The following is a 14,555-nucleotide window of genomic DNA, read 5'->3' on the forward strand; positions in this document are numbered from 1 at the left end:
TTTATTATGTTATAAAAATTTTACGATTTTACCCAAATTATACTTATCATCTTTTAAAATACAAAAAATAGAATTCATTTAAGTTAGCTTTAGATAAAATTGTATGCAGTCAAAGGATTGATAGTATGAAAAAACAATATTTATTAATTTGTTGTATTTGTTGTTTGTATAGCGATATAAAGATTGAAGAAGCAAATACACAAAATATCAGCAAACATACCCAGATTGTAGATGTCAGAATAGACGCTGAGCGTTGCGATATAGGCGTAGTTAAAGATGCCATTAATGCCAAATTTTCAATGGATAAAGATACAATGCTTAAAGAAATTTCATCTAAAATAGACATCTCAAAACCATTTGCTTTGATTTGTAGAGGCGGACGAAGAAGTAAAGCGATAGCCAACTAATAGATAATAGTGATTTAAATATAACAGTTTTTGACGGTGGCATCAAGGCATTAATAAACAATGGATATGAGACGCAGCCTTATGATCATATGGATTGCATTTTTCCGTTTTGACGCTTAAAACAATAGTTTAAGTGATCATCAATTACACCTATAGCTTGCAAATATGCATAAACGCTAATCGAACCTAGAAATTTAAATCCACGTTTTTTTAAGTCCCTGGCTATGGTGTCACTTAAAGCGGTTTTAGCTGGTATATCGCAAATATCATCGTTATTATTAATGATTTGCTTGTGATTAACAAATCTCCAGATATACTCATAAAACGAACCAAACTCACTTTTTACTTTTAAAAATGCTTTTGCATTGGCACTTAGTGATTTTAGTTTTAATCTATTTTTTAAAATTTTGTCATTTTGCATTAAAGAATTTACTTTTTCATCATCATAATTTGCTAAAATCTTTGCATCAAATCCATCAAATGCCTCTCGCATTGCTTCTCGTTTTTTAAGCACAATATGCCAACTAAGCCCTGCTTGCATACTCTCAAGAATCAAATACTCAAAAAGCATATCATCGTCTTTACAAATCACGCCCCATTCATTATCATGGTAATTTTTATAAAGATCATCTTTTTCACACCATTTGCATCGTTTGTGCATTTTTTACCTTTAATATAGTTTATAATTTATCAAAACTTTAAAATTTTATCAAATTTTAATAAAAATTATATTACTTTTATGGTTAAAAATTTTACACAAGGAGATAAAATGAAATACATTTTATCCATTTTTATATTTGTATCATTGGCTTTTTCACAAATCACAACGTTACCAGCTACTGTTGATAATATTTCAAAAATACAACAAATAATAGACATAAGAACGCCAGAAGAATGGAGAGAAACTGGCATAATAGAAGGCGCACATACTTTAACATTGGTGCAAAACAAAGAGATTTTTTGGAACAAAATAATGTCTATGGTTGATACATCTAAACCTTTTGCTTTAATATGCAGAAGTGGTAAGAGAAGTGCATTAGCAGCAAAACTTATAGATAAAGAAAATTTAGACATTATAAATTTAGATGGCGGGATGAACTACTTAATCCACAACGGCTACAAAACCACCCCATACAAAGATTAAAAATGAAACTGTTTGCGATAATTAGCTTTTGTGTAAGTCTTGGCATGTGTGCGATCCAAACCCTTCCTGCAACTCCTGCAAACGTAAATATTTTTTCTCAAATAGTAGATATTAGAATAGATATTGAACGTCAAGAAACCGGGATAATAAAAGACGCAAAATTGATAAAATTTAACAAAGACAAGAAAAACTTAATACGAGATATTAATTTGCAAATTGATACATCAAAGCCATTTGCAATAATATGCAGAAGCGGACGCAAAAGTGCATTTGTAGCAGAATTAATCGATGCACCTGATTTAAATATTACTGTTTTAGATGGTGGCATGAAAAAACTAATTAATCACGGATATATCACAGCACCATATAAAGATTAGTCAAAAAACAAATCATCTCTAAGTCCAAGCAACACACAATAAGCATGAAGCACACTTTGACTTCTGATATAATTGCGATCGCCTTTTAGATGCAATTTTTTTATGTCTAAATTGCCACTTTTATCCATTGCACCAACATATACCATTCCAACTGGTTTTTCTTCGCTTCCTCCACCAGGACCAGCTACACCACTAATTGCAAGAGCAAAATCAGCATCACTTGAAGCTAACGCACCATTAAGCATACTTTGCATACATTCGCTACTAACTGCCCCATACGTTTGCAAAATTTCATTACTCACCCCAAGCCATTCTGATTTAATGCGATTAGCATACGTAACAAGTGAGCCGTCAAAAGCAGCAGAAACACCAGCAAATCTAGCAAAACTAGCAGCACACATACCAGCCGTGCATGACTCAGCAAAGGTGATTTTTAAGCCCTTTTGTATAAGTTTGTTTGCCATATATCTAACAATATCGCCATCATCTATAAATTTATTTGAAAATAAATTTTTAACAGCCAACAAAAATCCACCAATGCTTCCAAATTTCTCACTCTCGCATCTTACAAGAACTAAATTTGGCAAAATTTCGCTTAACTCAATTTGCACCTTATACGGATCTAGTAGTGGCTCAAGTAGTATTTTTGCACTATTTAAATCCACATCATACAGATTAAAATACCTAATATCGCCACTAAAATCTATTAAAATTTCACTCATCTCATTACAAGAATTAGTCCTAATTAAATTAATATACGTTTGATTTAATCTAATTAAAAAACTTCCGTTTTTAAAATTTATAGCATTTTTTGCAGCTAAAGTATTTTCATCTTTTAACTCAAGCACATCATCGCTAAGAGTGGCTAAAATTTTAGCCATTATGTCATAATTTTCACTACTTGCAACTATGCTTAATGCATCGATATCTTGTATATGATTTTGCACTGCAAACAAAAGCTCATTTGATTTTTTTGAAACAAAAACAATCTCAGAAATTTCACCAAATTTCTCTTCATATCTAGCAAAAACATACTCTTTTAATGCCGTATTTATGCGTATATCATCGCCTAATATCATTAGCTTATGTCTCATATTAACCCTTTTGCTTTTTGTGTAATTATACCAAATTTAAGCCCCTTATAACAGAGTTTTAGATACAATCGACAAATTTAAATTCACTAAGGACGAAAATGGACTACAAAGACACCTTGCTTCTTCCTGCCACTGACTTTCCAATGCGTGGCAATCTCCCACAAAACGAACCAACCCGCATTAATTCATGGCACGAAGATCAAAAAATTTACAAAAAAATGAAAAAAAATCGTACAAACGCAACAAAAAATTTCAACATTCATGACGGGCCGCCATACGCAAATGGACACTTGCATATCGGACATGCGTTAAATAAAATTTTAAAAGACATTATCACAAAAACACACTATTTTCACGGCGAAAGCATACGATATGTTCCTGGCTGGGATTGCCATGGACTACCGATAGAGCAACAAGTTGAAAAAGATCTAGGAGAGAAGAAAAAAACTCTTAGCAAAACACAAATAAGACAGCTATGTCGCGAACATGCTAGTAAATTTGTAAAAATCCAAAGTGATGAGTTTAAAAGCCTAGGCGTTATAGCTGATTATGAAAATCCATACTTAACTATGAAATTTGAGTTTGAAGCAAATATCTATAGGGCATTGTGCGATATAGCCAAACGAGGGCTTTTAATAGAGCGAAGCAAGCCGGTTTATTGGAGCTGGGCGGCAAGATCAGCACTAGCAGAAGCGGAGGTTGAGTATGAAAACAAAGAAGACTACTCGATATATGTCGCATTTATGCTAGATACAAATGCACTTGAGAAACTTCAAGTAAACGAAGCAAAAGCTGTCATATGGACCACTACGCCATGGACGCTACCATCAAATCAAGCAATCAGTCTAAATCCTGATGAGACATATGTGCTAACGAGTGAGAATTTAATATTTGCAAAAGCATTGCTTAAAAATGTCACAGATCTTGGCATAAGCAAGGGCGAAATTGTTAAAGAATTTAAAGCTGAAATTTTAAACCAAACTCACGCTATAAATCCTTTAAATAATAGGAAAAGTATATTTTTACTAGGCAATCACGTCACAACAGATGGCGGAACTGGGCTTGTGCATACAGCACCGGGTCACGGCGAGGATGACTATTATGTGTGTCTTAAAAATGGTATAAGCGAAGTCATAATGCCGGTTGATGATGGTGGGCTATATGATGAGACTTTGCGTGTTAAGGGGCTATTTGCAGATGATGTTGTAGATGAGTTTATTGGACTTCATATATTCAAAGCAAATGAAAAAATAATCCAAATTCTTGGTTCAAATTTACTTCACTGCTCAAAATTTTTACACTCTTATCCACACTGCTGGAGAACGCATAAACCAGTAATTTATAGGGCAACAAAGCAGTGGTTTATCACAATGGATGATGCTAAATTAGATCAAAAAACACTAAGACAAACGGCATTAAACGAGATTGAAAATGTGAAATTTTATCCAGAAAGTGGCATAAAACGCATAGGCTCAATGATACAAAATCGCCCTGATTGGTGTATATCTCGCCAACGTGACTGGGGTGTTCCAATAGCATTTTTTAGAGACAAAACTACAAAAGACGTCATATTTGATCCTGAAATTTTAGATCACGTGGCAAAAATTTTTGAATCTAAAGGTGCTGATGCATGGTGGGATTTAGAAATTAAAGATTTATTACCAAGCAACTCAAAATACAATGCAAACAACCTAGAAAAGGTCATGGATATACTTGATGTATGGTTTGATAGTGGCTCAACATGCAAAGCCGTATTGCAATCAGGCGATTACGATGCAGGAGAATTTCCAGCAAGTATGTATTTAGAAGGCTCAGATCAGCACAGGGGCTGGTTTCAAAGCTCACTTTTAGTAAGCACAGCTGCAAATAGCATGGCACCATATAAATCCGTCCTAACTCACGGCTTTACAGTCGATGAAAAGGGCGAGAAAATGAGCAAAAGCAAAGGCAACGTCGTAGCACCGCAAGATGTAGCAAAAACACATGGGGTTGAAATTTTGCGTTTATGGGTTAGCTTAAGCGATTACTCAGGCGATTTAAAAATAAGTGAAAATATCTTAAAGCAAGTAAGCGAACAGTATAGAAAGATAAGAAACACAATAAGATTTTTATTAGCAAACGTTAATGACTTAGATGAAATTTCACAAGAGTTTAACATACTAGATAAGTGGATACTATCTCGTGCCAAAAAGGCTTTTGATGAAGTTGAAGTGTGCTTTAAAAAGTATGATTTTTCAAAAGGCTTTAATATATTGTTAAATTTCCTTTCAGCTGATTTAAGCGGCGTATATCTAGACATCTGCAAAGACAGGCTATACTGCGACGCAAAAGATGGCAAATCACGTCGCTCGGCACAATCAGCCATGGCACTAATTACTAGATCGCTATTGCCACTTCTAGCACCTACGCTTACATATACGATTGATGAAGTTATGGACTATGCACCAAAAATCATCAAACAAGATGCATTAGATGCATTTGATCTAGTATATACGCCACTAAATTTTGAATTTAGCGTAGATGATGCACTATTAATATCAAGTAGAACTAAGTTTTTTGAGCTTATTGATGCTCTAAAAAAAGATAAAAAAATCAAATCAACACTTGAGCTAAACCTGCAAACAAATGCTGATGAAATTTTAGCTTTAAATGCCATTGATATTAGCGATTTTTACATGACAAGCAGGGTTACTAGCATAGACGATAGCCAAGCACTTGATGAGTTTGAAATAGATGGATTTAAGTTTAAAATGGTGCTAAATAACGAGCATAAATGCCCTCGCTGCTGGAAACTAAACGCCTTAGAGCAAGACGGCGTTTGCCCTAGATGTAGCGATGTGTTAAAAGGAGCATAAAACGTGTTTGAAAATGAAATTTCATTTAGCGTTATAGTTATTAGCATTGCTGTAATACTTGCTTTTACGGCAGTTGCGATAGTATTTGTAAATAAATTTAAGGATATAAAGTGATAAGTTTAAAAAAGGCATTAACTCTTAGCAGTGATGAAATTTTGACACTAAGGGCTGAGTTAAAAGAGCGAATAATAAAAGAAAAAAACTTAGGTGCTTATGTCGAGCAACTAACAAATTCTGATATAAACACTCACGCTAGTGGCATACCAATAGCCATAAAAGACAACATACAAGTAAGCGGCTGGGCTGTTACATCAGCTTCAAATATCTTGCAAGGCTACGTTGCTCCATACAATGCAACGGCTATTGAAAATTTATTAAAACACGGCTTTGCACCATTTGGTAGGACAAATATGGATGAGTTTGCCATGGGAAGCACTAGTGAGAGTAGCTTTTATGGCAAAACACTAAACCCACTAAACAACGCCTATGTTCCAGGTGGTTCAAGCGGTGGCTCAGCTGCAGCCGTAGCCGGTGGGATAGCCCTTGCAGCACTAGGAAGCGATACTGGTGGTTCGATACGACAGCCAGCAGCATTTTGTGGCGTAGTTGGATTTAAGCCAACTTATGGAAGAGTAAGTAGATATGGATTAGCAAGTTATGCATCAAGCCTAGATCAAATAGGACCTATCACTCAAAATGTTGAAGATGCGGCCATACTATATGATGCGATTGCTGGTTATGATAGCAAAGATAGCACATCAGCAAATGTCGCTCGCTCAAGCACGGCTGACAAACTAGACGCAAATAAAAAACTAACCATAGCCGTGATACAAAACTATGTAAATGATGCCGATGACGAGACAAAAACAGCACTTTTAAAAACAATAGAAAAACTAAAAGCTCACGGACACACAATCATATATAAAAATTTAAAAGATTCAAAATACGACGTTGCTACATACTACATCATCGCAACAGCAGAAGCTAGTGCAAATTTAAGCCGTTATGATGGTGTTAGATATGGCAGACGCGCAGAATGCAAAAATTTAAGCCAAATGTATATTAATTCAAGAAGCGAAGGATTTGGCGAAGAGGTAAAAAGAAGAATTTTACTTGGAACTTTTGTGCTTAGTAGCGGATACTACGATGCTTACTACATCAAGGCACAAAAAGCACGTGCACACATTAAAGCACAATATGAAGCGATTTTAAACGAAGCAGATTTGATATTTATGCCAGTTGCACCTAGTGCTGGTTTTAAATTTGGTGAGCTTAGCGATCCACTAAAGGCTTATCTAAGCGATATCTACACAATCAGCGTAAATTTAGCTGGGTTACCAGCCATATCTGTACCAGTAGCAAAGGCAAACAACAACCTAAGTATCTCAGCTCAGTTAATTGGCAAACCATGGGATGAGCTAACAGTATTAAACGGTGCAAGTAGTTTGGAAAATATAGTAAAAGGATAAAACATGAAAATTTTAAAAAAAGCTTTAACGTTTGAAGATGTGCTTTTGGTGCCACAATACTCTGAAATTTTACCAAAACAAGTGGATATAAAAACCAAAATAAGCAAAAACGTCACACTAAATATGCCTATAATCTCGGCCGCAATGGATACAGTTACAGAACATCGTGCAGCCATTATGATGGCTAGGCTTGGCGGCATTGGCGTCATACACAAAAACATGGATATAGCAACACAAGCCAAAGAGGTAAAACGCGTTAAAAAAAGCGAAAGTGGCGTTATAATCGATCCTATCTATATCAAACCAGACGCGAAAATTTCTGAAGCATTGGCACTAATGAGCGAACTACACATCTCTGGTGTGCCTGTTGTAGATGATGAGCATAAATTAATAGGAATTTTAACAAATCGCGATCTAAGATTTGAAACAGATACAACAAGAGCAGTAAAAGAACGCATGACAAAAGCACCACTTATAACAGCTCCAAAAGGCTGCACTTTAGATGATGCTGAGAAAATTTTTAGCCAAAATAGAGTAGAAAAACTGCCTATCGTTGATGAAAATGGCAAACTTGATGGCTTAATCACCATAAAAGATCTAAAAAAACGCAAAGAGTATCCAAATGCCAACAAAGACAGCTTTGGTCGATTAAGAGTTGCAGCGGCTGTTGGAGTTGGGCAGCTAGATAGAGTAAAAGCATTGGTAGAGGCTGGAGTGGATGTTATAGTTATGGATTCAGCACACGGACACTCCAAAGGCATAATTGATACACTAAAAGAGATAAAAGCAAATTTTAAAGTTGATGTGGTTGTGGGCAATACAGCAAATCCAGCTGCTGTAAAAGATTTAGCACAAGCAGGAGCTGATGGCATAAAAGTAGGCATAGGACCTGGCTCAATATGCACTACTCGTATCGTTGCAGGTGTTGGTGTGCCACAAATCACAGCCATAAGTGATTGTGCCGATGAAGCAGCAAAATACGGCATACCAGTCATTGCCGATGGCGGTATAAAATACTCAGGCGACATCGCAAAGGCCCTAGCAGCAGGAGCTAGCTCTATAATGGCTGGTAGTTTATTAGCAGGATGTGAAGAAAGCCCAGGCGAGGTAGTAACATATCAAGGTCGCCAATACAAAGCATATCGCGGAATGGGCAGCATAGGGGCGATGACACGCGGTAGCTCTGATAGGTATTTTCAAGAAGGAACAGCAAGTGAAAAACTAGTGCCAGAAGGGATTGAAGGTAGAGTGCCATTTACTGGCTCAATGAAAGATGTCATTCATCAGCTCTTAGGTGGCTTACGCTCAGCAATGGGATACGTTGGAGCCAAAGATATACCTACACTTCAGCAAAGGGCTGAGTTTGTAGAAATAACATCAGCAGGATTAAAAGAAAGCCACGTTCATGACGTAGTCATAACGCACGAAGCACCAAATTATAAAGTTAATTGATGCTAAATCTGCAAACCAAAAAGCAGAAATTTTACGAACCTCTCTCGCTCGAGAGTGGTCGTATGCTGTTAGAATACAAATTAGCCTACGAGACATACGGCACATTAAATGCTGACAAAAACAACGTCATAGTTGTATGCCACGCACTCACAGGCTCACACCACGCCGCCGGAAAATATAAAAATGATGACAAAAGCGGCTGGTGGGATGGGCTAATTGGCAAAAACAAAGCAATAGATACTGATAAATTTTATGTCATTTGCGTAAGCATCTTAGGCTCATGCTATGGCTCAACATCTCCACTAAGCATAGATAAAAGCACAGGCAAACAATACCGCCTAAATTTTCCAGTCCTAGCAATAAGCGATGTAGTAAAAGCACAAATGAGACTTTTTAAACACCTTGGTATCAACCAAGCACATGCTGTTATAGGTGGAAGCTTAGGTGGCATGCAAGCACTTTGCTTTGCTATAGAGTTTGCAGATTTTGCCAAAAATGTCATAATCCTAGCTAGTACATATCAAACCAAACCATGGGCAATAGCATTTAATAAAATAGGCATTGAAGCCATTAAAAATGACCCTGAGTTTAAAAATGGCGAGTATAACGAGCATGAAATTTTAAAAAATGGATTAAAAGGTATGGCATATGGAAGAATGGCAGGGCATATTAGCTTTTTGTCTCCTGATTCAATGGATAAGAAATTTGGACGAAACTATGTCAAAACCGATGGGCTTTATGAACTTTTTGGCAGATTTAGCGTAGATACGTATTTACAATACAATAGTATAAATTTTACAAAGCGTTTTGATCCGTTAAGCTATTTATATATAACAAAAATGATGAATATATTTGACTGCACACGTCACTACGACAGTCTAGAAGACGCGCTAAGTCCAATTAAAGCAAAGCTCACACTAATAGCATTTAGCTCAGATTTGCTTTTTCCGCCTAGTTGTATGCAGCAGATGCAAGAAAGTTTGTTAAAGCTAGGCAAAAATAGCAAATTTATACTCATAGATAGCGACTATGGTCACGATGCATTTTTAGTCGAGATTGATAAATTTCAAAATCATGTAAGAGAGGCACTAAATGAGTGAAAATTTAAACAAAGTAGATGAATTTGAGAGCAAACTCAAACAAGCCGAAGAAATTTTAGCTAAATTAAACGACGAAAACACAAGTTTAGAGTTAAGCGTAAAGCTACTAAAACAAGGGCAAAATTTACTAAACGAAGCAACACAGATACTAGAAAACGCTAAACTAAGCGTAACACAGGTGGAGCAATGACAAAAATTGCACTTTTACAGCTTCCAACCCTAGCACTAAGTGAAGCAAGACTTGATTACTACCTTAAACACTGCAAAGATAGTGGTGCAAAACTAGTCGTACTTGGCGAATACATATTAAATAGTTTTTTTAAAGAGCTAGAAAATATGCCACTTTCAATGATAAAAAAGCAAAGTAATGAACGCAAAAATTCCCTTTTAAATTTAAGCAAAAAATACGATTTGACAATTGTTGCACCGCTTATTTTAGTAAAAGGCAAAGATATTTTTAAAACTATAGCTAAATTTACGCCATTAGGAGCAAGATTTCACGAACAACAAATTCTAATGCCATATTCTCATTGGAATGAGGCAAAATTTTATAAAAACAAACTCAAAAAAGAGAAATTAGAATTTTTGACTTTTAGACACGATGGGTTTAAATTTGGCATACTTTTTGGATACGAGACGCACTTTGATACTTGCTTCACAACGTTATCAAAAAAAAATATAGACGCCATCATAGTGCCAACTGCTTCGACGTTTCAAAGCCATCAAAGATGGACTGAGCTATTAAAAATGCGTGCATTTACAAATAGCGTTTATATAATACGTGCAAATCGCATCGGAAGCTATAAAATAAAAAACGAAACACAAGAGTGGGAATTTTATGGCGATAGTATGTTAATATCTCCACTTGGAGAAGTTAGCCAAAAATTATCAAACCAAGAAGAGATGATGATAGCAAATTTAAGCAAAAAAGAGTTAGCACAAGCTAGAAATTTGTGGGGATTTAAAAATATCTCTAAAAATTTTGCTTAACTACCATGACACAACTTGTCATCTTTATTTGATATAATTTCTTAAAATCTTCAAAAGGCATCACAATGCAAAATCGAGAAAGAGAAAGAGTAGAGGCAGCTTAGCCTTACGACTAGCTTATATCATCACAAAGCTACTGCAAGGCGAACGGCTAAAAATAGACGAGCTTTGCAGTGAGTTTAATGTCAGCAAATGCACCTTACAACGCGATTTTAATGAGCGACTTACAATTTTAAATATAAAATTTGAAAATGGCTGTTACTTTATCGCAGAGCAAAATTACAAAATCAAAAACTACGAGCTTTTAAAATTTGCCAAAAATAGTGGAATTTTAGGACTTTACCCAAGTGGCAATTTAAATGAAATTTCAAGCGAAAATATCGCTGTAGTGGGCTATTCATACGAGCAAATCGATAAAAAAATATTTGAAATTTTGCAAAATGCCTTGCAAGATGAAGCCGCTTTAAATTTCATCTACAAAGGCAAAATACGTGCCGTAAATCCATATAAAATTCTAAACCTAAACGGCATTTGGTATCTTGTCGCAACGCAAAAATAACAAAATCAAAAGCGTTGGCGAAGTAAAAAATCATTTAATAATTTAATGAAATTCTTTTGTAAAATTATTAAACAATACATATGCTTATTTTATATATTGCTTTAAATTTTTGATTGTGCTTGGTAAATTTAATCAGTAAATATGCCAAGTATTAAATAATTTGGCATATTATAATAAGGCTATTTTGAAATAACATCAGTAAAAAATATTTTTGAGTGCAAAGTCATAAATCTAGAAATATTATCATCATAAGACTCGCTTGTTATGTCATTTTTTAAATCTATTTTTATATTTTTAACGCCCATCATACTACTTAGCACCTCAAAAAGCAAATCATTAGTCCAAAATTTATCCTTATTTTCTCGCAAATTCTGCACCACTTTTTCACTTTGATAATTAGGTGAAAAATATACAAAAAATGGAATTTGCGTCATTTCGTATCTAAACCTAGCCGAATCATGATCGCCATTGCCTACTGCTTCACTGTGATCTGATAGATAAACAAGAGCCTTAAAATTTTTAAATTTTTTCACAGTTTTTAAAATTTCACTTAATACAAAATCGCTGTAAAATACACTATTTTTATACTCATTTAACAAGCCTTTACCAAATTTTGCAAATTCCCTTGGATAACGCTGTATATAAGACGAGTGATTTCCCATCAAATGTATAATTATTAACATTTTATCCTCGATTGCCACCTGCTTTAACTTTGGCAATATCACCTCATCTGGTCTAACATACTCATCTTCTTGAGTCGATGTAAAAATCACATCTTTTGCACTTACAGCTATATCGCTAACAGCCGCACCCCAAAGCCCAAATTTTGGCTGATTTGAGATCCAAACAGTTTTGAAGGCAAGTTTATTTGCTACGTCTAAAATCGAAGGCGAAAGTTCAAAATCTAGTTTGTTGTATTGGTTTTTGCTTGTTAAAGCATAGTTTAAAACAGGTGCTGTATGTGTGTGATTTGAGTGAGCATTTGTAAAAAAGATGGCATTTTTATCGTTTTTAAGCTCATTTAAAAATGGCGTAGTTGGCTCATTATATCCATAAACACTCATATAATTACGATTTTGACTTTCGCCAATAACTAATACAAAAACACCGTCTTCATCACTCTTTATCCCATCAACCAAAGCCATTCTATTTTTGTAATTTTCTTTAAATTTTCTCATTAATTCAAAGTGTTTTATAGTGTCATCTATGCCATAAATACTATAAATATTATTAACGGTAATAAATTTATGCATATTAAATACGCAAAGCATTAAAACTATTGATATAGAAAATATAAAAATTTTCTTGCTTTTATTAAATTTTAAACCCAAACTTGTCTTTATAAAAATAAAAAGCAAAGAAACGATAACAAAACTAACCAGATATAGTGAAAAATTTTGATGAGCAGCCAAATACTCATATGCCTCGCTCCTATTAGTTTGCAAAACAGCTATTAATGCATCACTTGCCAAAGGTTCGCCGTTTATGGCAAAGTACCCACCATAAATAAGTGCAATACAGCCTACTAGCAAGGCAACTAAAGCTAGAAAAATTTTGCTTTTTAAAAGAGAAATTAAAATAAGTAAAATCAAAGATACACAAAGGCAAAATGCCTGAGCGACATTTATGTGGTAGTATAAATTTGCGTCATAAAAAAAGATTGAAAATGGAATAAATAGTAGCACAAAAATGCTAAACAAAGATACAAAATATCTATATCCATGACCCCATATTCCCCCCCCCCCACAGCAATTATCAAGCAAGTAAGTAAAATCACTGAAAATTTACGTGCATAAGTGCCGTTAGCGGCTATGAAAAAACTCATAGCCATAATAATTAAAAATGAAATTACAAAGGTAAGGGAAAAATGCTTTAAATAAATTTTAAGCATTTTATACCTCGTATCTCTCACCCGGTTTCATCTCGATTATCTCCCACGGCAAACCTTGGCGGTTTAGCTCGTCCATAAATGGCTTTGCGTCAAATTCTTCCATATTAAACACGCCTTTGCCGCTCCAAATGCCCTTTGCAACAAGCAGCGAACCGATCATCGCTGGCACTCCTGTGGTGTAGCTAACAGCTTGCGCACCAGTTTCGGCGTAGCAAGCTTCGTGATCGCAAACGTTGTAGATATAGACTTGTCGCTCTGCTCCATCTTTTATCCCGCGTATGACGCAGCCGATGTTTGTCTTGCCTTTTGTGCGTGGCCCTAGACTTGCAGGATCTGGTAAAAGCGTCTTTAAAAACTGAATTGGCACGATTTTTACGCCGTTATGCTCGACCTCGTCAATACGTAGCATTCCGACATTTTCAAGGCATTTCATATGCGTTAGATAGCTCTCGCCAAACGTCATAAAAAAGCGAATTCGCTTAAGTCCTTTGATGTTTTTGACTAAGCTTTCAAGCTCCTCGTGATAGAGCAAGTAGCTGTCCTTCACGCCAACTTTTGGATAATCCCACTTAAAACCTATCTGCATCGGCTCAGTCTCTATCCACTCGCCCTCTTGCCAGTAGCGACCTTTTGAGCTTACTTCGCGAAGGTTGATCTCTGGGTTAAAATTCGTAGCAAACGCGTATCCATGGTCTCCAGCGTTGCAATCAAGTATGTCGATTTCATGAATTTCATCAAATAAATTTTGCTGAGCATAGGCACAAAATACATTCGTCACGCCAGGATCAAAGCCACTTCCAAGCAATGCCATCGTGTTTGCGTTTTTAAACTCGCTATCTTTTGCCCACTGAAGCTTATACTCAAATTTCGCCGTATCAGGATGCTCATAGTTTGCCGTGTCGATGTATGGGATGCCTACACGCACGCACGCATCCATTAGCGTTAGGTCTTGGTATGGCAGGGCGACATTTAGCAATAAATCCGCACCCGTTTTTTTAATAAGCTCCACCACTGCATCCGTGTCATCAGCGTCGATCGTAGCTGTTTGTATCTCTACGCCCAAACGCTCTTTTATAAATTTAGCTATATTATCACATTTGCTTTTCGTGCGAGACGCAAGGGTAATTTTGCTAAAAGTATCGCTATTCATCGCACATTTTACGGTTGCCACTTGACTCACGCCACCAGCTCCGATGATTAAAATATGTTTCATTTTT

14 protein-coding genes and 1 pseudogene are annotated in these 14,555 nt (G+C 35.6%); 11 read left to right on the plus strand and 4 right to left on the minus strand.

Annotated features, from left to right (window positions below):
- Positions 1-125: 125 nt before the first annotated feature.
- Positions 126-407, plus strand: coding sequence for a rhodanese-like domain-containing protein (locus LQU93_RS02135; protein WP_229932246.1), 282 nt, complete (start codon positions 126-128; stop codon positions 405-407).
- A gap of 85 nt (positions 408-492) precedes the next feature.
- Here the strand turns inward: LQU93_RS02135 and LQU93_RS02140 are convergent, their stop codons facing one another.
- The gene (locus tag LQU93_RS02140; protein ID WP_229932247.1) at positions 493-1,068 is read right to left on the minus strand and encodes a DNA-3-methyladenine glycosylase I; all 576 of its coding nucleotides are present in this window, start codon (positions 1,066-1,068) and stop codon (positions 493-495) included.
- 108 nt (positions 1,069-1,176) lie between these two features.
- On the opposite strand from LQU93_RS02140, the gene LQU93_RS02145 reads away from it, so the two are divergent.
- Positions 1,177-1,551 carry a rhodanese-like domain-containing protein gene (locus LQU93_RS02145; RefSeq protein ID WP_229932248.1) on the plus strand — a complete coding sequence of 125 codons (375 nt, stop codon included), beginning with the start codon at positions 1,177-1,179 and terminating at the stop codon, positions 1,549-1,551.
- A gap of 2 nt (positions 1,552-1,553) precedes the next feature.
- Positions 1,554-1,928, plus strand: coding sequence for a rhodanese-like domain-containing protein (locus tag LQU93_RS02150; RefSeq protein ID WP_229932249.1), 375 nt, complete (start codon positions 1,554-1,556; stop codon positions 1,926-1,928).
- Here LQU93_RS02150 and LQU93_RS02155 read toward each other — a convergent pair.
- Positions 1,925-3,022: a CinA family protein gene (locus LQU93_RS02155; protein WP_229932250.1), complete on the minus strand. Its 1,098-nt coding sequence runs from the start codon at positions 3,020-3,022 to the stop codon at positions 1,925-1,927. The two genes, LQU93_RS02150 and LQU93_RS02155, sit on opposite strands and share 4 nt — an antisense overlap.
- 98 nt (positions 3,023-3,120) lie before the next feature.
- Between LQU93_RS02155 and ileS the strand changes: the two genes are divergently transcribed.
- The 8 genes and pseudogenes from ileS (at position 3,121) to LQU93_RS02190 (ending at position 11,447) form a co-directional block, all read left to right on the plus strand.
- Positions 3,121-5,877 carry an isoleucine--tRNA ligase gene (gene ileS / locus LQU93_RS02160; RefSeq protein WP_229932251.1) on the plus strand — a complete coding sequence of 919 codons (2,757 nt, stop codon included), beginning with the start codon at positions 3,121-3,123 and terminating at the stop codon, positions 5,875-5,877.
- A gap of 110 nt (positions 5,878-5,987) precedes the next feature.
- A complete protein-coding gene (gatA, locus tag LQU93_RS02165; protein WP_229932252.1) occupies positions 5,988-7,346 on the plus strand; it encodes an Asp-tRNA(Asn)/Glu-tRNA(Gln) amidotransferase subunit GatA in 1,359 nt (452 codons plus the stop codon).
- 3 nt (positions 7,347-7,349) lie between these two features.
- Entirely contained in the window at positions 7,350-8,798 is a 1,449-nt protein-coding gene (guaB, locus tag LQU93_RS02170; RefSeq protein ID WP_229932253.1) for an IMP dehydrogenase, read from the plus strand.
- On the plus strand, positions 8,798-9,898 hold the full coding sequence (gene metX, locus LQU93_RS02175) for a homoserine O-acetyltransferase MetX (RefSeq protein WP_229932254.1): 1,101 nt from the start codon (positions 8,798-8,800) through the stop codon (positions 9,896-9,898). Before guaB ends, metX begins: the two co-directional genes overlap by 1 nt.
- On the plus strand, positions 9,891-10,088 hold the full coding sequence (gene xseB / locus LQU93_RS02180; protein ID WP_229932255.1) for an exodeoxyribonuclease VII small subunit: 198 nt from the start codon (positions 9,891-9,893) through the stop codon (positions 10,086-10,088). Before metX ends, xseB begins: the two co-directional genes overlap by 8 nt.
- Positions 10,085-10,888 (plus strand): carbon-nitrogen hydrolase family protein, encoded by an 804-nt coding sequence (locus LQU93_RS02185; RefSeq protein ID WP_229932256.1) that lies wholly within the window; start codon positions 10,085-10,087, stop codon positions 10,886-10,888. Before xseB ends, LQU93_RS02185 begins: the two co-directional genes overlap by 4 nt.
- A gap of 121 nt (positions 10,889-11,009) precedes the next feature.
- Positions 11,010-11,096, plus strand: a pseudogene (locus tag LQU93_RS10075) (helix-turn-helix transcriptional regulator); the annotation flags it as partial.
- 180 nt (positions 11,097-11,276) lie between these two features.
- Complete coding sequence (locus tag LQU93_RS02190) at positions 11,277-11,447, plus strand: WYL domain-containing protein (RefSeq protein WP_229932257.1); 171 nt, start codon at positions 11,277-11,279, stop codon at positions 11,445-11,447.
- Positions 11,448-11,626: 179 nt separating this feature from the next.
- Here LQU93_RS02190 and LQU93_RS02195 read toward each other — a convergent pair whose 3' ends face one another.
- Entirely contained in the window at positions 11,627-13,132 is a 1,506-nt protein-coding gene (locus LQU93_RS02195; RefSeq protein ID WP_229932258.1) for a phosphoethanolamine transferase, read from the minus strand.
- A 207-nt stretch (positions 13,133-13,339) separates the two neighbouring features.
- The gene (locus LQU93_RS02200; RefSeq protein WP_229932259.1) at positions 13,340-14,551 is read right to left on the minus strand and encodes a saccharopine dehydrogenase family protein; all 1,212 of its coding nucleotides are present in this window, start codon (positions 14,549-14,551) and stop codon (positions 13,340-13,342) included.
- Positions 14,552-14,555: the final 4 nt, after the last annotated feature.

This window comes from Campylobacter majalis (assembly GCF_905120465.1).
Classification (GTDB): Bacteria; Campylobacterota; Campylobacteria; order Campylobacterales; family Campylobacteraceae; genus Campylobacter_A; species Campylobacter_A majalis.

Coding starts and splice junctions, on each gene's coding strand:
- ileS (WP_229932251.1), top strand. CDS start 3,121: ATGGACTACAAAGACACCTTGCTTCTTCCTGCCACTGACTTTCCAATG.
- LQU93_RS02150 (WP_229932249.1), top strand. CDS start 1,554: ATGAAACTGTTTGCGATAATTAGCTTTTGTGTAAGTCTTGGCATGTGT.
- LQU93_RS02140 (WP_229932247.1), bottom strand. CDS start 1,068: ATGCACAAACGATGCAAATGGTGTGAAAAAGATGATCTTTATAAAAAT.
- metX (WP_229932254.1), top strand. CDS start 8,798: ATGCTAAATCTGCAAACCAAAAAGCAGAAATTTTACGAACCTCTCTCG.
- LQU93_RS02155 (WP_229932250.1), bottom strand. CDS start 3,022: ATGAGACATAAGCTAATGATATTAGGCGATGATATACGCATAAATACG.
- LQU93_RS02200 (WP_229932259.1), bottom strand. CDS start 14,551: ATGAAACATATTTTAATCATCGGAGCTGGTGGCGTGAGTCAAGTGGCA.
- LQU93_RS02145 (WP_229932248.1), top strand. CDS start 1,177: ATGAAATACATTTTATCCATTTTTATATTTGTATCATTGGCTTTTTCA.
- guaB (WP_229932253.1), top strand. CDS start 7,350: ATGAAAATTTTAAAAAAAGCTTTAACGTTTGAAGATGTGCTTTTGGTG.
- LQU93_RS02185 (WP_229932256.1), top strand. CDS start 10,085: ATGACAAAAATTGCACTTTTACAGCTTCCAACCCTAGCACTAAGTGAA.
- xseB (WP_229932255.1), top strand. CDS start 9,891: ATGAGTGAAAATTTAAACAAAGTAGATGAATTTGAGAGCAAACTCAAA.
- LQU93_RS02135 (WP_229932246.1), top strand. CDS start 126: ATGAAAAAACAATATTTATTAATTTGTTGTATTTGTTGTTTGTATAGC.